Raw genomic sequence first — 25,587 nt, forward strand, 5'->3', positions numbered from 1 at the left:
CCTCTCCTGGCGGTTACACCGCCCCCGCCACCCCCTCCCCTCCCTGTTCCCCCCCTGCTAAAACCGAAACGGCCGCGGGCCCCGGAGAGTCTCCGGGGCCCGCGGCCGTTTCGGCGGTGGAGACCGGCGTCAGCCGGTCATCCGATGTCAGCCGTTGCGCTTCCAGCGCGGCTTGTCGTCGCGGCGGCCGAAGGAGCCGGTGCCACGGTGGTCGTCACGACGGCCGTAGGGGCGGTCGTGACCGGCCGAACGGAAGCCAGGACGGTCGTCACGGCGCTCGCGGTTGAACGGACGGTCGCTGCCCCGGTGACCACCGCGGTCGTCACGGCGGAAGCCGCCCCGCTCGTCACGGCGGTCGAAGGAACGGCCACCACGGTCGCGGTCGGAGGGGCGGCGGTCGTCACGGCGCTCGAAGCCACGGCCACCGCGGTCGCCCCGGTCACCACGGTCGTCACGGCGCTCGAAGCCACGGCCGCCACGGTCACCGCGGTCGTCACGACGCTCGAAACCACGGTCGCGGTCCCGGTCGAACGGGCGGCGGTCGTCACGGCGCTCGAAGCCACGGCCGCCACGGTCACCGCGGTCGTCACGACGCTCGAAACCACGGCCGCCACGGTCACCGCGCTCGTCACGACGCTCGAAACCACGGCCACCGCGGTCGTCACGGCGCTCGAAGCCACGGCCGCCGCGGTCACCGCGGTCGTCACGACGCTCGAAACCACGCCCGCCACGGTCACCGCGCTCGTACGGCGCCGAAGCCGCCGGACGGTCCTCACGCTCGGCCTCGCGCTCCGCAGGCTGCTGCGCCGCGGCCTCGACCACGGCCTCCGCCGCGGCCGCCTGGGCCTCGGCCACCGCGGTCTCCGGGTCCTCGCCCCGCTCCCGGGCGACCCGGGCGACCAGCCGGTCGGCCTCCTCGCGCAGCTCGGTGGCCCGGCGCTGGGCGCGCTCGAGCTGCTTGGTGAGCTGAGCCAGATCGCGCTCGGCCTGCTGGGCCGCGTTGTTCGCGGACTCGGCCTGGACCTCGGTCATCGACCGGGCGCCGGTGATCTCGGCGACCTCCGGGTCGAAGGCGCCGGCGCCCTGGATGATGTGGCGCGCGGCGTCGACGCCGGCGTCCTCCATCAGCCGGAAGATCTGGCGCCGCTGGTGCGGCAGCGACAGGGAGACGACCGTGCCGGTACGGCCCGCACGCGCCGTACGGCCGGCCCGGTGCAGGTAGTCCTTGTGGTCGCCGGCCGGGTCCACGTTCAGCACCAGGTCGATGCCGTCCACGTGGATACCGCGCGCCGCGACGTCCGTCGCGACCAGGACGTTGACGTAGCCGTCCTTGAAGTCGGCCAGCGTCCGGGTCCGGGCGCCCTGGGTCATGCCGCCGTGCAGCGCGTCGGCCTTCGCACCGGCCTCGCGGAGCTGCTCCGCGACCCGGTCGGCACCCAGCTGGGTGCGGACGAAGATGATCGTGCGGCCCTTGCGGGAGGCGATCGCGGCCGTGACCGGCGCCTTGTCCTTGGGCTTCACGATGAGGATGTGGTGGGACATGGTCGTCACCGCACCCTGGGCCGCGTCCACCTCGTGGCTGACGGGGTCCTTCAGGTAGCGGTCGACGAGCGTCTTGATCTCGTTCTCCATGGTCGCGGAGAACAGCATCCGCTGGCCGCCCGCCGGGACCTGGTCGAGCAGCTCGGTGACCTCGGGCAGGAAGCCCAGGTCGGACATCTGGTCGGCCTCGTCGAGGACGGCGATCTGGGTGTCCTCGAGGGAGCAGGCGCCGCGGTTGATGATGTCGCGCAGCCGGCCCGGGGTGGCGACGAGGACGTCGACGCCGCGCTCCAGGGCGTAGATCTGGTTGCCCATCGACGTACCGCCGCAGACGACCTTCATCTTCAGGCCGAGGACGTCGCCGTACGGCTGGAGGGCATCGGCCACCTGCATGGCCAGCTCACGCGTCGGGGTCAGGATGACGGCGCGGGGCTTGTGCTTCTGGGTGCGGCCGCCGGCCAGCGTGGCCAGCGTCGGCAGACCGAAGGAGAGGGTCTTGCCGGAGCCGGTGCGGCCACGGCCGAGGATGTCCTTGCCGGCCAGGGCGTCCGGGATGGTCGCGGCCTGGATCGGGAAGGGGGTGGTCACGCCGTTCTGTGCGAGCTTGCGCACGACGCCCTCGGGGAGACCGAGGTCGGCGAAGGTGATCTGGGGGGACTGAGGGGTGTCAGTGGTCTCGGTGACCTCGGTGATCTCGGTCGTCCCGTCCACGAGTTCGTCGTTGACGTTCTCGTTCTCGGGCATGACGATCTGATCAGTACTGGACACGGACATGCGAATGCGAAACCTTCCGGAGTCTCTTCGGCACGCGCCCGTCAACTCCGTGATTCGCATATGACCGCCTCAATGCGGTCCGCCACGGCAAGGGAGAGTACGCGCCACACGGCGCGCTCTGTGGTGGCGCCGGGCAAATGGGATCAAACGATCTACCACCATACGCACCCACCACCCCCAAAGGCAAACCGGACCCGGTCGTCACAGGTCAGCGACCTTCCAGGCCCCCTCGCCTCACGCGGGCGCCCCCGCCACCGGCGCCGGTTCACGCTGCACCAACTGCGCCCTCGCCTCCTCGTGGGCCGACGAGGACGGCTCCGCCGACGGCGGCTCCGACGTGGGCTCCGGCGGCGTCGACACCGGAGGCTCGGGCGGGGCGGACGTCACCGGAGGGGACGGCTGGACCTTGGTCGGCGCCGGATCCCCCGGCTGCGAGCTCTTCCCCGGCCGCGGGGACGCCGACGGCTCACCGTCCTCCCCGGACGGCGACGCCGAGGCCGAGGCCGACTTCCCGGGCTTCGCCTTCCCCCCGTGCTCGTGCTTTCCGTCACCCCCCGGACCGTCGTACCCGAAACCGCCCCCGCCACCCCCCGGAGCACCGTCCGGCTCCTCACCGCCACGCTGCCCCGCCGAGTGCGCGGGCCGGGCCCGGCCGTCGTCGTCACCGACGCTCACACACCCCGCGGCCACGGACACCGCCAGCACCGTGACGGCGAGACGGACGGGTACGTACAAGCGGCGCACTGCGGCCACCTCCGGAGGCGGGAAAGGGAGTCAACCTCCCCAACTCCCGCCGCCCGCAAGAGGACACGCACCGCGCCTGAACCGGCCCCACCCGATCACCCGTACCCGAGCGCGTGCAGCCGGGCGTCATCGATGCCGAAGTGGTGCGCGATCTCGTGCACCACCGTGACCTCCGTCTCGGCGACGACGTCCTCCCGGGACTCGCACATCCGCAGCGTCGGCCCCCGGTACACCGTGATCCGGTCCGGCAGCACCCCCGCGTACCACTCGCCCCGCTCCGTCAGCGGCGTTCCCTCGTACAGCCCGAGCAGCCCGGGATCGTCGGCCGGCGGTTCGTCCTCGACGAACACCGCGACGTTGTCCATCAGCCGCATCAACTCCGGGGGAATCCGGTCGAGCGCCTCGGCGACCAGTTCCTCGAACTCCTCGCGCGTCATCTCCAGCACACGGCCATTGTCCGGCACGGAACCGTCGCACGAGAGAGCCGAACCGTCGCATATCCACGCCGGAGCGTGGGCATACGGGCCCAATGGTCCGCGTCCCCGTCGCAGCCCTGAACCGCAGGCTCCACCGCAAACCCGACCGCACCCGCACCGCCCGCACCCTTCCCGACCTCGAACTGGCCACCCGCCCCCGCCGCTGGCTCAACGCCCTCGGCCTCACCGCCGTGGTCCTCGCCGGCGCCTGGCTCGGCCTGCTCGTCGTCGGCAACGTGCGCGCCCCGGTCGGCCCGATGGACACCACCATGGCGCTGCGCCCCTCCCTCACCGGCGGCACGAAGATCAACGTCTCCCCGCTCGGCGCGCTGACCCTGGACAGCCACGTCGCCCCCGTCCGCCTGGACGTCAACGTCGACCAGCTCGACCCGCTCCGCGCCCAGGCCCTCGTCGACCACCCCGAACGCATCTCCGGCCTCCAGGACGAGGTCGCCCGGGACGTCGAGCACGGCACCCTCGACCTGGCCCTGCGATCCGGCGTCGCCGTCGTCACCGGCGCCACCGCGCTCGGCCTCGCCGTCTACCGCCGCCCCCGCCGCGCCGTCGCGGCCGGCGGGCTCGCCCTCACCCTGCTCGCGACCTCCGGCGCCTGCGCCTACGCCACCTGGAACCCCAAGTCCGTCCTCGAACCCCGGTTCTCCGGCCTGCTGTCCTCGGCCCCGTCCGTGGTCGGCAACGCACGCAGCATCGTCACCGAATTCGACGTCTACCAGCAGGAGTTGGCGCGGCTGGTCACCAACGTGACCAAGCTCTACGACGTCACGTCCACCCTCCCCGCCTACCAGCCGGACCCGGCCACCCTCCGCGTCCTGCACGTCTCCGACATCCACCTCAACCCGGCGAGCTGGAAGATCATCGCCTCGCTGGTGAAGCAGTACAAGGTCGACGTGATCGTCGACTCCGGCGACACCATGGACCACGGCACGGCGGCGGAGAACGGCTTCCTCGACCCGATCGCCGACCTGGGCGTCCCCTACGTCTGGGTCCGCGGCAACCACGACTCGCGCGCCACCCAGCGCTACCTGGAGCGCATGAAGAACGTCCACGTCCTGGACGCCGGCCGCGCGCGGACCGTCGCCGGCCTGCGCTTCGCCGGGATCGGCGACCCCCAGTACACCCCCGACCGCTCGGTGGCCCCCGGCGGCGACGCGGCCGAACGACTCGCCGGCGACCGCCTGGCCTCGGCCCTGCGCGACCAGCGGGCGGCCGGCACCCCGGTGGACGTGGCCGTCGCCCACGAACCCGTGGCGGCCCGGGAGACGGACGGCCAGGTGCCCCTCGTGCTCTGCGGCCACCTGCACCACGAGGGCAACGAACTGCTGAAGTACGGCACCCGGTTGCGCATGGAGGGCTCGACCGGAGGCAGCGGCCTGCGCGCGGTGGAGGGCAAGTACCCCGACCCCATCGAGGCCTCGATCCTCTACGTCGACCGCGACAGCCACCGCCTGCAGGCCTGGGACGAGATCAGGCTCGGCGGCCTCGGCCTGACCACGGCGGAGGTGAGCCGCCACCTCCCGGAGGACGTCTTCGACCACCGCCGGTCCGGCACCACCCCCAGCCCGAGCACGGCCTCCCCCGCCTCCCCGTAAACCGTTTTGGCGAACCCCGCCGCCATCCCATATGCTTCTCACGTCCCCGACGCGCTGAGAAGCGCGCAGGCGGGCCGATAGCCCTCATCGTCTAGCGGCCTAGGACGCCGCCCTTTCAAGGCGGTAGCACGGGTTCGAATCCCGTTGGGGGCACGCAATACCGTGTGCGACACTGTTGCACGCAAGCTTGGTCCTGTGGAGCAGTTTGGAGTGCTCGCCACCCTGTCAAGGTGGAGGCCGCGGGTTCAAATCCCGTCAGGACCGCTGAGGCTTCCCCGGAAGCCTCGTGGCTGGGTAGCTCAGTTGGTACGAGCGATCGCCTGAAAAGCGATAGGTCGCCGGTTCGACCCCGGCCCCAGCCACAACGAAGGCCCCGATCCCCGGATCGGGGCCTTGTTGCGTTCCGGGACCCGCCTCGGTCCAGGCGGCCCCGGGCCGGTGGCGTCGGGCGGGTGGGGGCGTTACGTTCTCGCTGCCAGGGACGGTTCGCGGGGGACGGAGGAAAACATGGGCCGGGACGAGGCGCGTGCGGTTCGGGATGCCGAGGTGGAGAAGGTTCGGGCCAGGTACGGGCTGCTGGCCGTTGTGGTCAGCAATATCGCCATCGCCGGGGTCGCCGCCTTCGGGGTGTGGCGGCTGAACGGGGACCAGGCCGTGATCGTCGGAGTGCTGACCGCCGCGTTCACCGCGGTGAGCAGCATGACCACCGCCTATCTGGGGATCAAGGCCGTGTCCAACACCGCGCGGGCGATCGCCCTCGGGGACGGTGCGGGCCGGGGGGACAGGGCGGCGGCGTCCGCCGAACCGCCCGCTTCCTAGCGGCCGCCCGGGTGGCGGTGGCGCCAGACCAGGAAGACCGCGACGGAGACGACGGCCCAGCCCGCGAGCACCAGGAACGGGAAGGCGTGCTGGTGGCCGGGGAAGTAGACGGCGGTGTGCTGGGCGTTCACCGAGGCTCCAGGCGGCAGCCAGCGGCCGATGACACCGAGCGGGGAGGGCAGCAGGGGCCAGGAGACGGCGCCCCCGGACGAGGGGTTGCCGAGGAGGACCATCAGTCCCCAGGTGGGCAGCATGGCCCAGCGGCCGACCAGGGTGTTGAACATCGTGAACACCATGCCGGAGGCGAACATCGTCAGCGCCAGGATCAGCCAGGACTCGACGAACGGCAGGTCCAGCGCGCCGAGCAGCCAGTCGACCACCGCGGCGATGGTGAACCCGCCCAGCACGGCGTAGGCGGCGGTGAAGGCGATACGCTCCAGCGGGTTCAGGGCCCGTGCGTGCACGCTCATCTGGATGGACCCGACGAAGCCGATGATCACGGCGGCCAGTGAGATGTAGAAGATGGCGAGGCCGTGCGGGTCGCCCCGCTGCAGGGGCCTCAGGTTTCGCACCGTGACGGTGGTGCCGGTGGCCCCGCTCACCTTCACCGCCGCCTCCCCCAGGAGCTGGGCGACGGTCGCCCCGGACGCCGCGGAGACGTCCAGGACGATCGCCCGGCCGCCGGCGGGCGCCTCGACGACCGCGAACACCTTCTGTTCGTCGACGGCCCGCACCGCGTCCCGCCGGCTGTCGTAGGGCTGGAGCTCGAGGGAGGCGTCCAGGGCCTGCTCCATGCCGTCGATGAACCGGCGGGCGTCCGGTTCGCCGTGCGGGCCGACGACGGCGGTGGGGATGGCGTGCGGGGCGGGGTTGGCCATCGCGTAGGTGTAGGAGCCGGCGAAGAGGCCGGCCGCGGCGGCCAGGATGAGCAGCAGGACGGTGGCGGGCAGGAAGGGTGATTCGCGGAAGGCGGCCCATCGCCCGCCCCGGGTGGGCGGCCGCCCCTGGGCACCGTGCGGCGAATCGGACATGTCGCCCACGCTAGATCATCCGGTCCCACGCCGACGGCATGACCGCGCCCGCCCCGCGGGGCGGGCCGGGCGCGGCTCGCGGGGCGGGCCGGGCGCGGCTCGCGGGGGCCCGGGCGCGGCCCGCGGGCAAATCGTTCGCCAGGGATTTCCGTGAGGTGAGATCCTGGACGGCGTATGTCTACGCATCCCGCCCCCGCCCTCGGCACCCTCGCCCCCCGTCTGACCGAGCTCTCGCTGCGCGACGCGCACCGGCTCGGCCGGCGGCTCGAGGGCGCGCGCAAGATCCGTAAGCCGGAGGCCCGTGCCGCCGTCCTCGCCGAGATCGAGGGAGAGGTCGGCAGGGCCGAGGCCCGGATGGACGAGCGGCGCTCCCGCGTGCCCGCCGTCGACTATCCGGAGCAACTGCCGGTCAGTCAGAAGAAGGACGAGATCGCGGCCGCCATCCGCGATCACCAGGTCGTGATCGTGGCCGGTGAGACGGGTTCGGGCAAGACGACCCAGATCCCGAAGATCTGTATGGAGCTGGGCCGTGGTGTGCGCGGCATGATCGGGCACACGCAGCCGCGCCGGATCGCCGCGCGCACGGTCGCCGAGCGGGTCGCGGAGGAGCTGCGGACGCCGCTCGGGGAGGCCGTCGGCTGGAAGGTCCGTTTCACCGATCAGGTGAACCCGGACGCCACGTTCATCAAGCTGATGACGGACGGCATCCTGCTCGCGGAGATCCAGACGGACCGTGAGCTGCGCGCCTACGACACGATCATCATCGACGAGGCCCACGAGCGGTCCCTGAACATCGACTTCCTGCTGGGTTACCTCGCGCAGCTGCTGCCGCGCAGGCCAGACCTGAAGGTCGTCATCACCTCCGCCACCATCGATCCCGAGCGTTTCTCCCGGCACTTCGGCGACGCGCCGATCGTCGAGGTCAGCGGGCGGACGTATCCGGTGGAGGTGCGTTACCGGCCGCTGCTGGAGGAGGACTCCGACGACGCCGACCGGGACCAGATCACCGCGATCACCGACGCCGTCGAGGAGCTGATGGCGGAGGGGAAGGGGGACATCCTGGTCTTCCTGTCCGGCGAGCGCGAGATCCGGGACACCGCCGACGCCCTCACCAGGAAGAACTATCGGTTCACGGAGATCCTCCCGCTGTACGCGCGGCTCTCGCACGCCGAGCAGCACCGGGTCTTCCAGCCGCACACCGGCCGCCGGATCGTACTGGCGACGAACGTCGCGGAGACGTCCCTGACGGTGCCGGGGATCAAGTACGTCATCGACCCGGGTTTCGCCCGGATCTCCCGGTACAGCCACCGTACGAAGGTGCAGCGGCTGCCCATCGAGCCGGTGTCGCAGGCGAGCGCCAACCAGCGCAAGGGCCGCTGCGGCCGTACCTCGGACGGCATCTGCATCCGGTTGTACGCCGAGGACGACTTCCTCGCGCGGCCGGAGTTCACGGACGCGGAGATCCTTCGGACGAACCTGGCGAGCGTCATCCTGCAGATGACCGCGGCCGGCCTCGGCGACATCGAGAGGTTCCCGTTCATCGATCCGCCGGACCACCGCAACATCCGCGACGGTGTGCAGCTGCTGCAGGAGCTGGGCGCGCTGGACCCGGCCCAGAAGGACCCGCGCAAGCGGCTCACGGACACCGGCCGCAAGCTCGCCCAGCTTCCGGTCGACCCGCGGCTGGCCCGGATGGTGCTGGAGGCCGACAAGAACGGCTGTGTCCGCGAGGTGATGGTCATCGCGGCGGCGCTGTCCATCCAGGACCCGCGTGAGCGTCCGGCGGAGAAGCAGGCCCAGGCGGACCAGCAGCACGCCCGGTTCAAGGACGAGACCAGCGACTTCCTGGCGTATCTGAACCTGTGGCGGTACGTGCGTGAGCAGCAGAAGGAGCGGGGTTCCAGCTCGTTCCGGCGGATGTGCAAGCAGGAGTACCTGAACTTCCTGCGGATCCGCGAGTGGCAGGACATCTACACCCAGCTCCGCACGGTCGCCAAGCAGATGGGCATCCACCTCGCCGAGGAGGAGGCCCCGGCCGACCGCGTCCATGTCTCCCTGCTCGCCGGTCTTCTGTCCCACATCGGTATGAAGGATGTGAAGGACGGCAACAAGAACGAGTATCTGGGCGCCCGCAACGCCAAGTTCGCGGTCTTCCCGGGTTCGGCGCTGTTCCGCAAGCAGCCGAGGTTCGTGATGTCGGCCGAGCTGGTGGAGACCAGCCGGCTGTGGGCCCGGGTCAACGCGAAGATCGAGCCGGAGTGGGTGGAGCCGCTCGCCGGCCATCTGCTGAAGCGGACGTACAGCGAGCCGCACTGGGAGAAGGACCAGGCGGCGGTGATGGCGTACGAGAAGGTGACGCTGTACGGCGTCCCGATCGTCGCCCAGCGGAAGGTGAACTACGGCCGGATCGACCCGGAGGTCTCGCGCGAGCTGTTCATCCGCAACGCCCTGGTGGAGGGCGACTGGCGCACGCACCACAAGTTCTTCGCCGACAACCGCAAGCTGCTCAGCGAGGTCGAGGAGCTGGAGCACCGGGCGCGGCGCCGGGACATCGTCGTGGACGACGAGACGCTGTTCGACTTCTACGACCAGCGGGTGCCCGAACACGTGGTGTCCGGTGCCCACTTCGACTCCTGGTGGAAGCGGAAGCGGCACGAGCAGCCGGAGTTCCTGGACTTCGAGCGGGCGATGCTCATCCGGGAGTCGGCGGAGGCGGTCACCAAGGCCGACTATCCGGACTCCTGGCGCCAGGGGCCGCTGAAGTTCCGGGTGACGTACCAGTTCGAGCCCGGCGCGGACGCGGACGGCGTCACGGTGCACGTTCCGCTGCAGGTGCTCAACCAGGTCACCGACGAGGGCTTCGACTGGCAGATCCCGGGGCTGCGGGAGGAGGTGGTGACGGAGCTGATCCGTTCCCTCCCGAAGCCGGTCCGCCGCAACTACGTGCCCGCGCCGAACTACGCCAGGGCGTTCCTGGAGCGTGCGGTGCCGCTGCAGGAGCCGCTGACGGTGACGATGGCGCGTGAGCTGAGGCGCATGGTCGGTGTGCCCTTCGAAGCGGAGGACTTCGACTGGTCGAAGGTCCCGGACCATCTGCGGATCACCTTCCGCATCGTGGACGAGCGGCGGCGCAAGATCGCCGAGGACAAGGACCTGGAGGCGCTGCGGCTGCGGCTGAAGCCGAAGGCGCGCGAGGCGCTCTCGCAGGCCGCGGCCGCCACGGCTTCCCGGCAGGGTGGGGAGTCCCTGGAGCGGGCGGGTCTCACCGACTGGTCGATCGGCACGCTCACCCGGGTCTTCGAGACGCGCCGGGCGGGTCAGCCGGTGAAGGCGTACCCGGCGCTGGTGGACGACGGCGACACGGTCTCGGTGCGGCTGTTCGACACGGAGGCGGAGCAGGCCGAGGCGATGTGGAAGGGGACCCGCCGGCTGATCCTGCGCAACATCCCGGTGAATCCGGCGAAGTTCGCGAGCGACCGCCTCACGAACGCCCAGAAGCTCGCCCTGTCCGCCAACCCGCACGGCTCGGTGCAGGCGCTGTTCGACGACTGCGCGATGGCGGCGGCGGACAAGTTGATCGCGGACTTCGGCGGGCCGGTGTGGGACGAGGAGTCGTACCGGAAGCTGTACGACAAGGTGCGCGCCGAGATCGTCGACACGACGGTCCGCACGGTCGGGCAGGTGCAGCAGGTGCTGGCGGCCTGGCAGGCCTGTGAGCGCCGCCTGAAGGCCGTGCGCAGCCCCGCGCTGCTGGCGAACCTGACGGATGTCCGCAAGCAGCTCGACGCCCTTGTGAAGCCCGGTTTCGTGACCTGGGCGGGGATACGGCGGCTGTCCGACCTGATGCGCTACCTGGTGGCCGCGGACCGGCGCCTGCAGCAGATGCCGACGGGCGTCCAGCGGGACACCACCCGCATGGAGAAGGTCCATGAGATGCAGGACGAGTACGCCTGGCTGCTGGAGCAGCTCCCCCAGGGGCGGCCGGTGCCGCGGGAGGTGCTGGACATCCGCTGGATGATCGAGGAGCTGCGGGTGAGCTACTTCGCGCACGCGCTGGGCACGGCGTACCCGGTCTCGGACAAGCGGATCGTGAAGGCGATCGACGCGGCGGCGCCGTAGCCGGACGGATACGGTGGGTGAGTTCGACCAGTGGGCTCACCCTCCTGTACAGTCCTTCTCGCAGCACAGCGCAACACCAAGTGCCGCGAAACCTGGTCCTGTGGAGCAGTTTGGAGTGCTCGCCACCCTGTCAAGGTGGAGGCCGCGGGTTCAAATCCCGTCAGGACCGCAGTTGAGGAAGGGCCCCGCGAGGGGCCCTTCCTCTTTTGTGCCCTCGGCCCCCTCCACACTCGCCCCCAGGGCCCGGTGCGGCCGCCCGCGCCCTTGACGGCGTCACCTTCGCTCGGTACCCAGAAGGCAGGGCGTGTCCTCCCCTCGGGCGGCCTCCGGAGGTGGCGTATGGCGGCATCGGCCAGGCACGAGACGCGGGCGCTGCTGAGGGCGCATCTCTCGGCCGCCTCGTCCTACGGGCATCTCACCCGCCACTGCCCCGTCTGTCATCGCCTGCTGCGGCTGGTGATGGACGCCGGTCCGTATTCCCTGGACGCGGACGAGGAGCCCGTCGAGGACGAGCGGCCGCGCAGCGCCTGATCGCCGCCGGGCCGGCCCAACACCCGTACGGGCGGGGGGTGCTGGAGCACGCGATGCCCCATTAGCGCACACGGGCCACGGGCAACAAGCACCCTGGCGTGTGACGGGAGTCACCGCATGAGTTTTCAAAAGTACGGAACTTACCCCCCTCATACAACTGGTCAATTTAATATGTGCAATTGCACCACCCCCAGAGGGCGCGCACAGCTGATCCGACAGCCCTCCCCAGAGTCCGACAAGGACGCTCACAACCGCCGCACCGGCCCCTGGACCAGCGCACAAAAAAGATCGCGCTGAACCCGGCGGAGTCCAGCGCGATCTACGACGCACCCTGTGTCGCTGCCTACAACGTTCTCTTCGGCTTGGGCGTGGGCCCTGTTGGGGCAGGTCCCGCGTCGCTTGGAGCTAGGGTTTCGGGCGCCGCGGCCAGTTGGGGGACCGACCGTTTCGCCCGGTTTTCAGTTGTTCAGGCCTCGCTGCGCTGCTGCGGAATGCCCGCGAGCAGTGCGCGGACCTCGGCTTCGCGGTAGCGGCGGTGCCCGCCGAGCGTACGGATCGACGTGAGCTTGCCGGCCTTCGCCCACCGCGTGACCGTCTTGGGGTCGACACGGAACATGGTGGCGACCTCAGCCGGGGTCAGCAGCGGCTCGGCATCAGGGGTGCGAGCGGTCATGAGCGGCCTCCTCGGGAGAACCGAACCTTCTCGGTTCTTTCCTCTAAATTCTGCACCTTGACCCGCGTTGCCCGAAATGGTGGACGCGGGTCGAGTCGGTTATAGGACGAACGGCTTGTCCTCGGCACTACAACTACACCATCTGTCCAGCCGCGTCGGCCAAACCGATGGAATTGCCCTCCCAGGTGTTCATCAGCGACGGAAGCCGATGGACCATGCCATAGCGGACAGTCACGCCACTGTGACGATCAGTCACAGGGGCGATCAGGAGTCACCAGACCCCCTATAGCGTGCAATGCGGAGAATCCGCCCATGATGGAGCATAGTTGAGCGGAGGAGCCCTCCCCGGACTCCTTGTCCTATTTTGGCATGAGGGGTGGCAACCAGGGCAAGGCACTTGTAAGTGCTGTCCATCACCCTTGGGACATAAGCCTGGATCGGGACCAACATCCCGTCAGGCGGTCTAAGTGCCCTAGACCGTACGCTGTTCGGGGCGATTCGGACCGTGATGTACGTCACGTCGCTCAGTTCGCGGAGCGCCGGTCCCGTACCGCCCGCCACCGCTCCACCAGCCGCCCGTACGCCTCACCGGCGGCCGTCCCGTCGCCCCGGCGCAGCGCCTCGATGCCGTCGGCCACGTCCGCCGCCGAGTGGTCGTCCGCCAGGTCTCCGGCCGGCACCGCGTGCACCAGGCCGCCGTAGTCCAGCTCGACCACCGAGCGCGGGTGGAACTCCTCCAGCCAGCGGCCGACGTCCACCAGGCCGTCGATCAGCGGCCCTTCCTCGATGGTGTCCTTCAGCGTGCGCAGCGCCCGGGCCACCCGCCGCCGGGCCTGCACCATCGGGGTGCGGTAGCGCAGCATCGGCGGCACCTCGCCGGACGCCTTGTCGTACCGCCGCTCCTCGTCGGCGACCAGCACGAACCAGTTCAGCGGGATCTGCCACGTCGCGGTACGGATCCAGGGCCGGGCGTCGGGATTGCGGGCCAGCCAGCGCTCGTAGTCCTGGGCGGCCTGGCGGCGCACCACCGGTGGCAGCACCGCGTCCAGCACCGGCGGGGGCAGCTCCTCGTCGAGGTCCGCCAGGGCCAGCCAGCCGCGCAGCCGGGTCCGCCAGGGGCAGACGCAGAGCACCCCGCCGGTCTCCAGCACGAAGGCGTCGCCGCTCTCGTGCACCGGTACCGGAACCGGCGGGGTGGGCAGCAAGTCGGCCAGCGAACGGCGCAGTTCGTCCTGGTAGGAGGGGCGGTCCGGACGCCGGGCGTACCGGGCCCAGTGGGTGCGTTCCGGCTCCGGGAAGGCGGTCAGCGGCTCGTACACACGCAGGTACGCCGCATACGGGACGACCACGGAGGACACCTTGGGCACGCCTGCTCCCTCCCCATCGGGCCCAGCTCGAAACCACACCAAATCGTTTCACGGCGATACGTGCGTACACGGCCCGGGAGAGTGATCCTGAACACTGCGCGGATGGTGAGGGACCCGAGGCTCTACGCTCATGCCACGACCCCGCCACCCGTACGGGGTCGCACCCCACTCGCCGCTACTTACACAGGAGTCACCACAGTGACCGACGTAACCGGCGCGCCTGCTGATGTCCTGCACACCCTGTTCCAGTCGGACCAGGGCGGCCATGAGCAGGTCGTGCTCTGCCAGGACCGCGCCAGCGGCCTCAAGGCCGTGATCGCCCTCCACTCCACCGCCCTGGGCCCGGCCCTCGGCGGTACGCGCTTCTACCCCTACGCCACCGAGGCCGAGGCCGTCGCCGACGCCCTCAACCTCGCGCGCGGGATGTCGTACAAGAACGCCATGGCCGGTCTGGACCACGGCGGCGGCAAGGCCGTGATCATCGGCGACCCGGAGCGCGACAAGACCGAGGAGCTGCTGCTCGCCTACGGTCGTATGGTCGCCTCGCTCGGCGGTCGCTACGTCACCGCGTGCGACGTCGGCACGTACGTCGCCGACATGGACGTCGTGGCCCGCGAGTGCCGCTGGACCACCGGCCGCTCCCCCGAGAACGGCGGCGCCGGCGACTCCTCCGTGCTCACCGCCTTCGGCGTCTACCAGGGCATGCGCGCCTCCGCCCAGCACCTGTGGGGCGACCCGGTGCTGCGCGGCCGCAAGGTCGGCATCGCCGGCGTCGGCAAGGTCGGCCACCACCTGGTCCGGCACCTGCTGGACGAGGGCGCCGAGGTCGTGATCACGGACGTGCGCGCGGAGGCCGTCCAGCGCGTCCTCGACCAGCACCCCGAGGTGACGGCGGTCGCCGACACCGAGGCGCTGATCCGCCTCGAGGGACTCGACATCTACGCGCCCTGCGCGCTCGGCGGCGCGCTGAACGACCTCTCCGTGCCGGTGCTCACCGCCAGGGTGGTCTGCGGCGCGGCCAACAACCAGCTCGCCCACCCGGGCGTGGAGAAGGACCTCGCCGACCGCGGGATCCTCTACGCGCCGGACTACGTGGTGAACGCCGGTGGGGTCATCCAGGTGGCGGACGAGCTGCACGGGTTCGACTTCGACCGGTGCAAGGCCAAGGCCGCGAAGATCTTCGACACCACCCTGGCGATCTTCGCACGTGCGAAGGACGACGGGATTCCGCCGGCCGCGGCTGCCGACCGGATCGCGGAACAGCGGATGGCCGAGGCGCGCGCGGCCCGCTGACCCGCGCCGCCACCGGCCTCCGGTCGCCGCGATCGGATGTCCGATCGCACAGGTGAGCGGTACCCGCCGGCGGGAACTTGGAGAGAACTCTCACTTCCGTCGGCGGGTCGTACCCCGATAAGTGGTTAAAATCGCCACTGACCAGCGAGGACAGGGCACCTCGAGGGTCCTGTGCACACGCGCGTGCTGCGGGCGACGTACCGTATGGGCGCGGGCTCAGGTACCGTGGAAGCCCTACGGACCGGCCTCTCCACGGAGGGCCCGTTCCGATCATGAACGCGTGTCAGACTCTGGGGCCGTCGAGCCCCGTCACCGAGGGGGTCGAGCCATGGGGCGCGGCCGGGCCAAGGCCAAGCAGACGAAGGTCGCCCGCCAGCTGAAGTACAACAGCGGTGGGACTGACCTGTCACGTCTGGCCAATGAACTGGGCGCATCGACTTCGAGCCAGCCGCCGAACGGCGAGCCGTTCGAGGACGATGAGGACGAAGACGACGACCTGTACTCGCGCTACGCCGACCTCTATGAGGACGACGAGGACGAGGACGAGGGTCCGTCACAACATCGTCGCGGCGCTTGACCTTGCACTGAGCACGTATCCGGTCGGTGGCACAGCCACCGACCGGCTTCTGTGCTGTCCGCAGGTTCAGACCGCGTAGTCCCCGACCAGCTCGGCGCCGGTCTCCTTGCCGTCGCGGTCGGTGATCTCACCCGCGACCCACGCGTCGACCCCGCGGTCGGCCAGGGTCGCGAGGGCCACGTCCGTGGACTCCTCGGGAACGATCGCGATCATGCCGACGCCCATGTTGAGCGTCTTCTCCAGCTCCAGGCGTTCGACGTCGCCGGTCCTGCCGACGAGGTCGAACACCGCGCCCGGGGTCCAGGTGGAGCGGTCGACCACGGCGTGCAGTCCGTCCGGTACCACCCGGGCCAGGTTGGCCGCGAGCCCGCCGCCGGTGACGTGGCTGTACGCGTGCACCTCGGTGGTGCGGGTCAGCGCCAGGCAGTCCAGCGAGTAGATGCTGGTGGGCTCCAGCAGCTCCTCACCGAGGGTGCGGCCCAGTTCGGCCACCTCGGACTCGAGGGTCAGGCCCGCGCGGTCCAGCAGCACATGGCGGACCAGGGAGTACCCGTTGGAGTGAAGCCCGGAGGACGCCATGGCGATCACGGTGTCACCCTTGCGGATACGATCCGGGCCCAGCAGCCGGTCGGCCTCCACCACACCGGTTCCGGCGCCGGCGACGTCGAAGTCGTCCTCGCCGAGCAGGCCCGGGTGCTCCGCCGTCTCGCCGCCGATGAGGGCGCAGCCGGCCAGCACGCAGCCCTCCGCGATGCCCTTGACGATGGCCGCGACGCGCTCGGGGTGGACCTTGCCCACGCAGATGTAGTCCGTCATGAACAGCGGCTCGGCACCGCACACCACGATGTCGTCCATGACCATGGCGACCAGGTCGTGGCCGATGGTGTCGTAGACGCCGAGCCGGCGCGCGATGTCGACCTTCGTGCCGACGCCGTCGGTGGCGGAGGCGAGCAGCGGGCGCTCGTAGCGCTTGAGGGCGGAGGCGTCGAAGAGGCCGGCGAAGCCGCCGATGCCACCCAGCACCTCGGGGCGCCGGGTCTTCTTCACCCACTCCTTCATGAGTTCCACGGCGCGGTCGCCCGCCTCGATGTCCACGCCCGCCGCTGCGTAGCTGGCACCAGTTGTCTCAGACATGACTGTGAGAGCTTTCGTGTCGTACTGCAGGGGTGTTACGGGCGCCGGATCGCGTCGGAGGCGGCCGTGGCGGCCGGGCCGGCCGCGAGCTCGGTCTCCAGCAGCTGCTTGCCGAGCAGCTCGGGGTCCGGCAGCTCCATCGGGTACTCGCCGTCGAAGCAGGCGCGGCACAGGTCCGGCTTGGCGATGGTGGTCGCCTCGATCATGCCGTCGAGGGAGATGTACGCCAGCGAATCGGCGCCGAGCGAGGTGCCGATCTCGTCGATGGTCATCCCGTTGGCGATCAGCTCCGCGCGCGTGGCGAAGTCGATGCCGAAGAAGCAGGGCCACTTCACGGGCGGGGAGGAGATCCGGATGTGGACCTCGGCCGCGCCCGCCTCGCGCAGCATGCGGACCAGGGCCCGCTGGGTGTTGCCGCGCACGATCGAGTCGTCGACGACGACCAGCCGCTTGCCCTTGATGACTTCCTTCAGGGGGTTCAGCTTCAGGCGGATGCCGAGCTGGCGGATGGTCTGCGAGGGCTGGATGAAGGTCCGGCCGACATAGGCGTTCTTCACCAGGCCGGCCCCGAACGGGATGCCGGAGGCCTCCGCGTAGCCGATGGCGGCCGGGGTGCCCGACTCCGGGGTCGCTATGACCAGGTCGGCCTCGACCGGAGCTTCCTTGGCGAGGCGGCGGCCCATCTCCACACGGGAGAGGTACACGTTCCGGCCGGCGATGTCGGTGTCCGGGCGGGCCAGGTACACGTACTCGAAGACACAGCCCTTGGGCTTCGCTTCCGCGAACCGGGAGGTGCGCAGGCCGTTCTCGTCGATGGCGACGAACTCGCCCGGCTCGATCTCCCGCACGAAGCTGGCGCCGCAGATGTCGAGGGCGGCGGACTCGGAGGCGACCACCCAGCCGCGCTCCAGCCGGCCGAGGACCAGCGGGCGGATGCCCTGCGGGTCACGGGCGGCGTAGAGGGTGTGCTCGTCCATGAAGACGAGGCTGAAGGCGCCCTTGACCCGTGGGAGGACCGCGTGCGCGGCCTCCTCGATGGTCAGCGGCTTGCCGTCCTCGTCGACCTGGGCGGCCAGCAGGGCCGTCAGCAGGTCGGTGTCGTTGGTGGCCGCGACCCGGGTGGAGCGGCCGTTGTTGTCCTTGGGCAGGTCGGCGACCATCTCGGCGAGCTGCGCCGTGTTGACCAGGTTGCCGTTGTGGCCGAGCGCGATCGAGCCGTGCGCGGTGGCGCGGAACGTCGGCTGGGCGTTCTCCCACACGGACGCGCCGGTGGTCGAGTAGCGGGCGTGTCCGACCGCGATGTGACCCTGGAGCGAACCGAGCGAGGTCTCGTCGAAGACCTGGGAGACCAGGCCCATGTCCTTGAAGACGAGGATCTGGGAGCCGTTGCTGACCGCGATTCCCGCGGATTCCTGACCCCGGTGCTGGAGGGCGTAGAGCCCGAAGTACGTGAGCTTTGCGACCTCTTCACCCGGAGCCCAGACACCGAAGACGCCGCAAGCGTCCTGGGGGCCCTTCTCGCCGGGAAGCAGATCGTGATTGAGTCGACCGTCACCACGTGGCACGGTTCCGAGTGTAGGCGAGGTCGACCACTGGTCCGAATTGGGGATGCGCGCCGGCCCCGGACCGGCGTTTGTCGATCACCTTGGCGGTTTCCTGGCTTTCGCAGGTCAGCGCGGTGATGCCGGGCCGGACCGAGCGTGGAACCGCTCCGCGGGCAGTGGTTCGGGGCGGTGCGCGGGGGTGCGTGAGTGAGGTGTCGCACATCATTCGGGTGCGCCGCGGCTGAGGTGCAGCCGGTCGCCGTCGCCGTCGGTGAGCGTCAGCTTCCCGTCGGCGGTCCTGGCGGTGATGGTGCCGGTGGTCAGGAATCGGGCGAAAGCGCGCTCGAAGGTCATGCGCTCCTCGTCGCAGGCCATCCTGGTGGACCGGATGTCGCCGAACGTGATCCGGTCGCCGTTCACCGTGGCCCGGGCGCCGAAGCCGTTGCAGCCGAGATTGCCGCCCGCCTGCCCGTCGGTGCCGATCCGCAGGCGCGCGGTGGCGGGCGCCCGCAGGGTGGTGCCGCCGGCGGTGAGGCCGTCGACCCGCCAGTCGACGCCGGTCACGGGCTGCCGGGCGCCTGCCGAGCCGCTGTTCGCCTGCCCGGCGGGGGTGCTGCCACAGGCCACCGTGAGCGGGACGAGCACGGCGGCCGCCGTCAGGGACATGCGCTGCTTGTACCGGTTCATACGGATTCGACGCGGCACCCCGGCCCCCGGTTCCGTCACGCCATGAGCGGCAGCAGTTCCCCGATGTCGGCCCGCTCCCCGCTGGCACTGACCAACGCCCCGGCCACGGCGGCCCCGAAGTCCAGCCGGCCGGTGGCCAGCCGGATCCAGGTCAGCGGGTCGGTCTCCACGACGTTGGGCGGGGTGCCCCGGGTGTGCCTGGGCCCCTCGACGCACTGCACCACGGCGTACGGCGGCACCCGCACCTCGGTGGAGGCGCCGGGCGCCTTCACGGCGAGGGCGTCGGCGAGGAGCCGGGTGGCGGCGGCCAGCGCCTGGCGGTCGTAGGGCACCTCGAGGCCTGGTACGGCGGCGTTGAGGTCGTCGGTGTGCACGACGAGCTCGACGGCGCGGGTGACGAGGTAGTCGTCCAGCGGGAGGGCGCCCGCGTTGGTCCGCAGGAGCCGGCCGCCGGGGTGGGCTTCGAGCAGGGTGCGCAGGCCGGCGTCGACCTCGGCGAGGTAACCGTCGAGGTCGGGCCGCTCGGTCGCCAGGCCGCGGGTGAACTCGTCGATCGCGGCGGAGTTCGCGGCGGTGGCGAAGGGCCAGTCGGCCACCCGGACGTCCTGCTTCGGTGGGGCCGGCAGATCCAGGGACCGGTGGACCGCGGTGACGGCCATGCCGATGTGCGCGACCAGCTCCCGTACGGTCCACGCGCCGAGCCGGGTGGGCAGGGCGAGCTGCTCGGGGCCCAGGCCCCGGACGGCCTCCCGTACGTTGCCGAGCTGGGCGAGGACCGCGGCACGGGTCCTGGCGGGGTCGTATGCGCGGGCGCGCCTCTTGGCCGGAGACATGACAGTGACCCTATGCCGCACGGGGGCCCGGGATCAGCCGGTTTCCGCGCGGTGCGCGGCTCGGGCGCCGGCGGTGACCCGCGTCCCCGCGATGGACACGGTGTTCCTGTGCGGGGTACTCCCGGGCGGGGCCGCGGTGATCCCGCTCACGGTGGACGCGCGAGGCCCCGTCCGGCGTGCCGGACGGGGCCTCGGGTGCGCGGTGCGCGAGCGGGGGCTACGCCAGCAGCGCCGGGATCGTCGCCTCGTGGGCCTCGCGCAGCTCGGTGAGGGAGAGCGCGAACTCGCCCTGGACCTCGACGGAGTCGCCGTCCACGACACCGATGCGGGTGACCGGGAGGCCGCGTGCGCCGCACATGTCGTTGAAGCGGAGCTCCTCCGAGCGCGGCACGGCGACGACGGCGCGGCCGGCCGACTCGGAGAACAGGAAGGTGAAGGCGTCCAGGCCGTCCGGGACGACCAGTCGCGCGCCCTTCCCACCGAGCAGCGCCGACTCAACGACCGCCTGGACCAGACCGCCGTCGGACAGGTCGTGCGCGGAGTCGATCATGCCGTCGCGGGAGGCCGAGATCAGGATCTCGGCCAGCAGCCGCTCGCGCTCCAGGTCGACCTTCGGAGGCAGACCGCCGAGGTGGTCGTGGACCACCTGGGACCAGGCCGAGCCGCCGAACTCCTCACGCGTGTCGCCGAGGAGGTACAGGAGCTGGCCGTCCTCCTGGAAGGCGACCGGGGTACGTCGGGCCACGTCGTCGATGACGCCGAGGACGGCGACCACCGGCGTCGGGTGGATGGCCGCCTCACCGGTCTGGTTGTAGAGCGAGACGTTGCCACCGGTCACCGGCGTGCCGAGCTGCAGGCAGCCGTCCGCGAGCCCGCGTACGGCCTCCGCGAACTGCCACATCACCGCCGGGTCCTCGGGCGAGCCGAAGTTCAGGCAGTCGGAGACGGCGAGCGGCCTGGCGCCGGTCGTCGCCACGTTCCGGTAGGCCTCGGCGAGGGCGAGCTGGGCGCCCGTGTACGGGTCCAGCTTGGCGTACCGGCCGTTGCCGTCCGTCGCGATGGCGACGCCGAGGCCGGTCTCCTCGTCGATGCGGATCATGCCGGAGTCCTCGGGCTGGGCGAGGACGGTGTTGCCCTGCACGAAGTGGTCGTACTGCGAGGTGATCCACTTCTTGGAGGCCTGGTTGGGGGAGGACACCAGCTTCCGGACCTGGTCCTTCAGCTCCTCGCCCGTCGTGGGCCGCGGCAGCTTGTTCGCGTCGTCCGCCTGGAGCTCGTCCTGCCAGGACGGGCGGGCGTACGGGCGCTCGTAGGTCGGGCCCTCGTGGGCGACCGTGCGCGGGTCGACGTCGACGATCTTGCCGCCGTGCCAGAAGATCTCCAGCCGGTCGCCGTCGGTGACCTCACCGATGACGGTGGCGATGACGTCCCACTTGTCGCAGATCTCGAGGAAGCGGTCGACCTTCTCCGGCTCGACCACCGCGCACATGCGTTCCTGCGACTCGCTCATGAGGATCTCCTCGGGCGAGAGCGTGGAGTCGCGCAGCGGTACGTCGTCCAGGGTGACGCGCATGCCGCCGGAACCGTTGGAGGCCAGCTCGGACGTGGCACAGGACAGACCGGCCGCGCCGAGGTCCTGGATGCCGACGACCAGCTTCTCCTTGAACGCCTCCAGGGTGCACTCGATGAGGAGCTTCTCCTGGAAGGGGTCGCCGACCTGGACGGCCGGGCGCTTGCTCGGCTTGGCGTCGTCGAAGGTCTCGGAGGCGAGGATGGACGCGCCGCCGATGCCGTCGCCGCCGGTCCGGGCGCCGTACAGGATGACCTTGTTGCCCGCGCCGGAGGCCTTGGCCAGGTGGATGTCCTCGTGCCGCATCACACCGATGGCACCGGCGTTGACCAGCGGGTTGCCCTGGTAGCAGGCGTCGAAGACGACCTCGCCGCCGATGTTGGGCAGGCCCAGGCAGTTGCCGTAGCCGCCGATGCCGGCGACCACACCGGGCAGCACGCGCTTGGTGTCGGGGTGGTCGGCCGCGCCGAAGCGCAGCGGGTCGACCACGGCCACCGGGCGCGCGCCCATCGCGATGATGTCGCGCACGATGCCGCCGACACCCGTGGCCGCGCCCTGATAGGGCTCGACGTAGGAGGGGTGGTTGTGCGACTCGACCTTGAAGGTGACCGCGTAACCCTGGCCGACGTCCACCACACCGGCGTTCTCGCCGATGCCGACGAGCAGGGCGTCCGACTGGGGCGCCTTCTCGCCGAACTGGCGCAGGTGGACCTTGGAGGACTTGTACGAGCAGTGCTCGGACCACATGACCGAGTACATGGCGAGTTCGGCGCCGGTCGGGCGGCGGCCGAGGATCTCCACCACCCGCTCGTACTCGTCCTTCTTCAGGCCGAGTTCGGCCCAGGGCAGCTCGACGTCGGGGGTCGCGGCCGCGTGCTCGACCGTGTCCAGAGGCGTCCGGCTCATGCGTTGACCAGCTTCTTGAGGATCGAGGTGAAGAAGGGGAGGCCGTCGGTGCGGCCCGAACCGATCAGCGGCTCGACGGCGTGCTCGGGGTGCGGCATGAGGCCGACGACGTTCCCGGCCTCGTTGGTGATGCCGGCGATGTCCCGCAGGGAGCCGTTGGGGTTGAAGTCCAGGTAGCGGAAGACGACCCGGCCCTCCGCCTCCAGCTTGTCGAGCGTGTACTCGTCGGCGACGTACCGGCCGTCCATGTTCTTCAGCGGGATGTGGATCTCCTGGCCCTGGCGGTAGTCGCCGGTCCACGAGGTCTCCGCGTTCTCCACCCGCAGCTTCTGGTCGCGGCAGATGAAGTGGAGGTGGTCGTTGCCCAGCATGCCGCCCGGCAGAAGGTGGGCCTCGGTGAGGACCTGGAAGCCGTTGCAGATGCCGAGGACCGGAAGTCCGGCCTTCGCCTGCTCGATGACCGTCTCCATCACCGGCGAGAAGCGGGAGATGGCGCCGGCCCGCAGATAGTCGCCGTAGGAGAAACCGCCGGGCAGCACAACGGCGTCGACCTGCTTGAGGTCCTTGTCCTTGTGCCACAGCGCGACCGGTTCGGCACCCGCGAGACGGATCGCGCGCTGGGTGTCCCGGTCGTCGAGACTTCCCGGGAAAGTGACGACGCCAATACGAGCGGTCACTTGGCCGCCTCCGCGACTTCCGCACCCTCTTCCACCTTGACGATGAAGTCCTCGATCACCGTGTTGGCGAGGAAGGATTCCGCAAGATCGTGGATGCGGGCGAGCACGGCCTCGTCGACCGGCCCGTCAACTTCCAGTTCGAAACGCTTTCCCTGACGGACGTCCGAGATCCCTTCGAAACCCAGGCGCGGCAGCGCACGCTGGACCGCCTGGCCCTGGGGGTCGAGGATCTCCGGCTTGAGCATGACGTCGACTACGACGCGTGCCACTGGCACTCCCGGTGTGTGGTGCTGAGCAGGTTCCTTCAGACTACCCGCACAAAATTTCTACGCGGGTAGAGTTGTAGGAAACTACGTGAGCCGCATCACGATCGGGTGACGGGCGCGCTCCCTCGCGAAAAGTTCTGGGAAAGTTCCACAGACCCACCCACGACATCTATTGCACGGGGACACGCGGGCGGATTTAGTCGGTCTTCACTTTGCATTGCCGGGCACTGTACAAATGAATTGGCAATAGCCGATACTCGGCACGTCATCGCCAGATGAGCTGTATCGACGTGCCGCACGAAGGGACCGATATTCGTGGCGCAAAAGGTCGTGGTCACTCTCTTTGACGACATCGACGGCTCGGAAGCGGCGGAGACGATCGCCTTCGGACTCGACGGCAAGTCGTACGAGATCGACCTGAACGAAACCAACGCCGAAAAACTGCGCAAGGCGCTCGAGCCCTACGTGGAGGCGGGCCGCAAGCGCTCGCGGTCCGGCAAGGCCTACAAGCAGACGGAGGTCGCTCCCGACCCGGCGGCCGTCCGCGCCTGGGCCCAGGCGAACAAGATGGACGTGCCGGCGCGCGGACGCATCCCGAAGAAGGTCTACGAGGCGTTCAGCGCCGCGCAGTGAGGGGCCCGCGAAGGGGCGAGCCCTCAGGGTCCGTCAGCGGGCCCTGAGGGCCGTGCACTTGGCCGCGCCGGGAGGCGACTTGCGCTACCCCCCTGCTGATCAGCTAATGTCTGGGACACGCCGAGGGGCGAGGCCGAAAGGCCGGATCCCACGGACCGTGCGGGTGTAGTTCAGTAGTAGAACATCCCCCTTCCAGGGGGAAGGCGCAGTGTGCAATTCCTGTCACCCGCTCTGGCATCGGTCGTCCCGACCACTCCTGTGGATCAGGTAGGCTGGTGCCCGCACCGATCGGTGGGAGCCGGTCGGGAGCAGTGCGGACGTAGCTCAGTTGGTAGAGCGCAACCTTGCCAAGGTTGAGGTCGCGAGTTCGAGCCTCGTCGTCCGCTCGGGAAAAAAGCCCCGGTCTTCTGGACCGGGGCTTTTTCGTGCGCCTGGTTCTTCCCACCACTCTCTCCGGACACCGGACATGTGAAGGTCGCCACATCCGCACACCCCACGGCGGAGCGGGCCGGTGCGCGACGGCTCACGCGCATCATCCGCACCACGCACCCCGGAAACCACTGTGCGGGTGGGGAGTTGACCCCCGCCGAAGACCCGCCGGGCGGCCGGGACCGGCTCCTCCCGGGCCCGGCGGAGTGCGATGCCGGGACCGTCGTGCGGCAGGGCGTCCCGCGCACCCACGAGGTTGGGTATAGTTGCTCTCGCGCCACGGCGCAGTGCGGACGTAGCTCAGTTGGTAGAGCGCAACCTTGCCAAGGTTGAGGTCGCGAGTTCGAGCCTCGTCGTCCGCTCCATGCAGAAAGCCCCCGGTTCCGGCCGGGGGCTTTCTGCATGCCCCCGGACTTCTCCGGGGGCACTGGCGTCAGGACCAGGCGGTGCCGGTCAGCCGCTCGTACGCGTCCACGTACTTCTGCCGGGTCGCCTCGACCACCCGCTGGGGCAGCGCCGGCGGGGGCTGCTCGCTCCTGCGGTCCCAGCCGGACTCGGCGGAGGTCAGCCAGTCCCGGACGTACTGCTTGTCGTACGACGGCTGGGCGCGGCCGGGCTGCCACTGGTCGGCCGGCCAGAAGCGGGACGAGTCCGGGGTGAGCACCTCGTCGGCGAGGACCAGGGTGTCGCCGTCGAAGCCGAACTCGAACTTGGTGTCGGCCAGGATGATTCCGCGGTCGCGGGCGATGTCCCGGGCGCGGGAGTACACGGCGAGCGTGGACTGCCGGAGCTGGGCGGCGGTCTCCGCGCCCACCTGGCGCGCGACCTCCTCGTAGGAGACGTTCTCGTCGTGCTCGCCGACCTCGGCCTTGGTGGCCGGGGTGAAGATCGGGGCGGGCAGCTCCGAGCCGTCCACCAGGCCCTCGGGCAGGGCCAGTCCGCAGACGGTGCGGGATTCCTCGTACTCGGCGAGGCCCGAGCCGGTGAGGTAGCCGCGGGCCACGCACTCGACCGGGACCATCCGCAGGGACTTGCAGACCAGCGTGCGGCCCGCCCAGTCGGCCGGGGCGTGCTCGGGGAGCTCGGTGCTGATCACGTGGTTCGGGGCCAGGTCACGCAGCTGCTCGAACCACCACAGGGAGAGCCGGGTGAGGACGCGGCCCTTGTCGGGGATCTCCGTGGGCAGCACCCAGTCGTAGGCGGACATGCGGTCGCTGGCGACCATCACGAGGTCGCCCGCCTCGTTCTGGTACAGCTCGCGCACCTTGCCGGTGTGCAGGTGCACCAGGCCCGGAACCTGAATCGGCTCGGGCTTTTCTACGAATCCGGACACGGTTCCTCCCCGTGGTTCT

The 25,587-nt window shown here is 70.4% G+C and carries 20 protein-coding genes and 7 tRNA genes; 14 read left to right on the forward strand and 13 right to left on the reverse strand.

The features are described 5' to 3' along the window. Positions 1 to 147 precede the first annotated feature (147 nt). On the reverse strand, positions 148 to 2,316 hold the full coding sequence (locus ACZ6B1_RS32515; protein WP_468784353.1) for a DEAD/DEAH box helicase: 2,169 nt from the start codon (positions 2,314 to 2,316) through the stop codon (positions 148 to 150). Positions 2,317 to 3,155: 839 nt separating this feature from the next. After that, positions 3,156 to 3,506 carry a metallopeptidase family protein gene (locus ACZ6B1_RS32520; RefSeq protein ID WP_468784355.1) on the reverse strand — a complete coding sequence of 117 codons (351 nt, stop codon included), beginning with the start codon at positions 3,504 to 3,506 and terminating at the stop codon, positions 3,156 to 3,158. 83 nt (positions 3,507 to 3,589) lie between these two features. Between ACZ6B1_RS32520 and ACZ6B1_RS32525 the strand changes: the two genes are divergently transcribed. The 5 genes from ACZ6B1_RS32525 (at position 3,590) to ACZ6B1_RS32545 (ending at position 5,965) form a co-directional block, all read left to right on the forward strand. Further along, a complete protein-coding gene (locus ACZ6B1_RS32525) occupies positions 3,590 to 5,146 on the forward strand; it encodes a metallophosphoesterase family protein (protein WP_468784357.1) in 1,557 nt (518 codons plus the stop codon). 80 nt (positions 5,147 to 5,226) lie between these two features. Beyond that, positions 5,227 to 5,299 (forward strand) — tRNA-Glu (locus tag ACZ6B1_RS32530). A gap of 36 nt (positions 5,300 to 5,335) precedes the next feature. Further along, positions 5,336 to 5,410: transfer RNA gene (locus ACZ6B1_RS32535), tRNA-Asp, on the forward strand. 24 nt (positions 5,411 to 5,434) lie between these two features. After that, positions 5,435 to 5,508: transfer RNA gene (locus ACZ6B1_RS32540), tRNA-Phe, on the forward strand. A gap of 145 nt (positions 5,509 to 5,653) precedes the next feature. Continuing rightward, positions 5,654 to 5,965: a hypothetical protein gene (locus ACZ6B1_RS32545; protein WP_468784359.1), complete on the forward strand. Its 312-nt coding sequence runs from the start codon at positions 5,654 to 5,656 to the stop codon at positions 5,963 to 5,965. Here ACZ6B1_RS32545 and ACZ6B1_RS32550 read toward each other — a convergent pair. Continuing rightward, positions 5,962 to 6,996 (reverse strand): ABC-2 transporter permease, encoded by a 1,035-nt coding sequence (locus ACZ6B1_RS32550; RefSeq protein ID WP_468784361.1) that lies wholly within the window; start codon positions 6,994 to 6,996, stop codon positions 5,962 to 5,964. The genes ACZ6B1_RS32545 and ACZ6B1_RS32550 overlap by 4 nt on opposite strands. A gap of 174 nt (positions 6,997 to 7,170) precedes the next feature. Between ACZ6B1_RS32550 and hrpA the strand changes: the two genes are divergently transcribed. The 3 genes from hrpA to ACZ6B1_RS32565 all read left to right on the forward strand — a co-directional run bounded on the left by hrpA (position 7,171) and on the right by ACZ6B1_RS32565 (position 11,646). Then, positions 7,171 to 11,115, forward strand: a complete 3,945-nt coding sequence (gene hrpA, locus ACZ6B1_RS32555) for an ATP-dependent RNA helicase HrpA (protein ID WP_468784363.1) — start codon at positions 7,171 to 7,173, stop codon at positions 11,113 to 11,115. Positions 11,116 to 11,209: 94 nt separating this feature from the next. Further along, positions 11,210 to 11,284: transfer RNA gene (locus ACZ6B1_RS32560), tRNA-Asp, on the forward strand. Between the two features lie 170 nt (positions 11,285 to 11,454). Then, positions 11,455 to 11,646: a DUF6274 family protein gene (locus ACZ6B1_RS32565; protein ID WP_468784365.1), complete on the forward strand. Its 192-nt coding sequence runs from the start codon at positions 11,455 to 11,457 to the stop codon at positions 11,644 to 11,646. 466 nt (positions 11,647 to 12,112) lie between these two features. On the opposite strand, the gene bldC is transcribed toward ACZ6B1_RS32565, so the two are convergent. Both bldC and ACZ6B1_RS32575 read right to left on the reverse strand, forming a co-directional pair. Next, a complete protein-coding gene (bldC, locus tag ACZ6B1_RS32570; RefSeq protein ID WP_003949541.1) occupies positions 12,113 to 12,319 on the reverse strand; it encodes a developmental transcriptional regulator BldC in 207 nt (68 codons plus the stop codon). A 524-nt stretch (positions 12,320 to 12,843) separates the two neighbouring features. Continuing rightward, positions 12,844 to 13,686: a DUF8083 family protein gene (locus tag ACZ6B1_RS32575; RefSeq protein ID WP_468784367.1), complete on the reverse strand. Its 843-nt coding sequence runs from the start codon at positions 13,684 to 13,686 to the stop codon at positions 12,844 to 12,846. A gap of 198 nt (positions 13,687 to 13,884) precedes the next feature. Between ACZ6B1_RS32575 and ACZ6B1_RS32580 the strand changes: the two genes are divergently transcribed. After that, a complete protein-coding gene (locus tag ACZ6B1_RS32580) occupies positions 13,885 to 14,979 on the forward strand; it encodes a Leu/Phe/Val dehydrogenase (RefSeq protein ID WP_468784370.1) in 1,095 nt (364 codons plus the stop codon). A gap of 328 nt (positions 14,980 to 15,307) precedes the next feature. Beyond that, positions 15,308 to 15,556: a DUF3073 domain-containing protein gene (locus ACZ6B1_RS32585; protein ID WP_199211120.1), complete on the forward strand. Its 249-nt coding sequence runs from the start codon at positions 15,308 to 15,310 to the stop codon at positions 15,554 to 15,556. A 66-nt stretch (positions 15,557 to 15,622) separates the two neighbouring features. On the opposite strand, the gene purM is transcribed toward ACZ6B1_RS32585, so the two are convergent. The 7 genes from purM to purS form a co-directional block, all read right to left on the reverse strand. Beyond that, entirely contained in the window at positions 15,623 to 16,690 is a 1,068-nt protein-coding gene (gene purM / locus ACZ6B1_RS32590) for a phosphoribosylformylglycinamidine cyclo-ligase (RefSeq protein ID WP_468784373.1), read from the reverse strand. Between the two features lie 35 nt (positions 16,691 to 16,725). Further along, on the reverse strand, positions 16,726 to 18,255 hold the full coding sequence (gene purF, locus ACZ6B1_RS32595; RefSeq protein WP_468784376.1) for an amidophosphoribosyltransferase: 1,530 nt from the start codon (positions 18,253 to 18,255) through the stop codon (positions 16,726 to 16,728). A gap of 201 nt (positions 18,256 to 18,456) precedes the next feature. Beyond that, positions 18,457 to 18,900 (reverse strand): META domain-containing protein, encoded by a 444-nt coding sequence (locus tag ACZ6B1_RS32600; RefSeq protein WP_468784378.1) that lies wholly within the window; start codon positions 18,898 to 18,900, stop codon positions 18,457 to 18,459. A 56-nt stretch (positions 18,901 to 18,956) separates the two neighbouring features. Then, the gene (locus ACZ6B1_RS32605; protein WP_468784380.1) at positions 18,957 to 19,754 is read right to left on the reverse strand and encodes a maleylpyruvate isomerase family mycothiol-dependent enzyme; all 798 of its coding nucleotides are present in this window, start codon (positions 19,752 to 19,754) and stop codon (positions 18,957 to 18,959) included. A 217-nt stretch (positions 19,755 to 19,971) separates the two neighbouring features. Next, on the reverse strand, positions 19,972 to 22,230 hold the full coding sequence (gene purL / locus ACZ6B1_RS32610; RefSeq protein WP_468784383.1) for a phosphoribosylformylglycinamidine synthase subunit PurL: 2,259 nt from the start codon (positions 22,228 to 22,230) through the stop codon (positions 19,972 to 19,974). After that, positions 22,227 to 22,907, reverse strand: a complete 681-nt coding sequence (purQ, locus tag ACZ6B1_RS32615) for a phosphoribosylformylglycinamidine synthase subunit PurQ (protein WP_468784385.1) — start codon at positions 22,905 to 22,907, stop codon at positions 22,227 to 22,229. Before purQ ends, purL begins: the two co-directional genes overlap by 4 nt. Next, a complete protein-coding gene (gene purS / locus ACZ6B1_RS32620) occupies positions 22,904 to 23,176 on the reverse strand; it encodes a phosphoribosylformylglycinamidine synthase subunit PurS (protein WP_250404436.1) in 273 nt (90 codons plus the stop codon). The genes purQ and purS overlap by 4 nt, the downstream gene beginning before the upstream one ends. A 312-nt stretch (positions 23,177 to 23,488) precedes the next feature. Here purS and ACZ6B1_RS32625 point away from each other — a divergent pair, with 312 nt between their 5' ends. From ACZ6B1_RS32625 to ACZ6B1_RS32640, 4 genes are all read left to right on the forward strand, one after another. Continuing rightward, the gene (locus tag ACZ6B1_RS32625; RefSeq protein ID WP_189985882.1) at positions 23,489 to 23,806 is read left to right on the forward strand and encodes a histone-like nucleoid-structuring protein Lsr2; all 318 of its coding nucleotides are present in this window, start codon (positions 23,489 to 23,491) and stop codon (positions 23,804 to 23,806) included. Positions 23,807 to 23,965: 159 nt separating this feature from the next. After that, a tRNA-Gly gene (locus tag ACZ6B1_RS32630) sits at positions 23,966 to 24,037 on the forward strand. A gap of 82 nt (positions 24,038 to 24,119) precedes the next feature. Next, positions 24,120 to 24,192 (forward strand) — tRNA-Gly (locus ACZ6B1_RS32635). Between the two features lie 332 nt (positions 24,193 to 24,524). After that, positions 24,525 to 24,600, forward strand: a tRNA-Gly gene (locus tag ACZ6B1_RS32640). 68 nt (positions 24,601 to 24,668) lie between these two features. On the opposite strand, the gene ACZ6B1_RS32645 is transcribed toward ACZ6B1_RS32640, so the two are convergent. Then, positions 24,669 to 25,568, reverse strand: coding sequence for a phosphoribosylaminoimidazolesuccinocarboxamide synthase (locus tag ACZ6B1_RS32645; protein WP_468784388.1), 900 nt, complete (start codon positions 25,566 to 25,568; stop codon positions 24,669 to 24,671). Positions 25,569 to 25,587 lie beyond the last annotated feature (19 nt).

This window comes from Streptomyces sp. NPDC041129 (genome assembly GCF_055592265.1).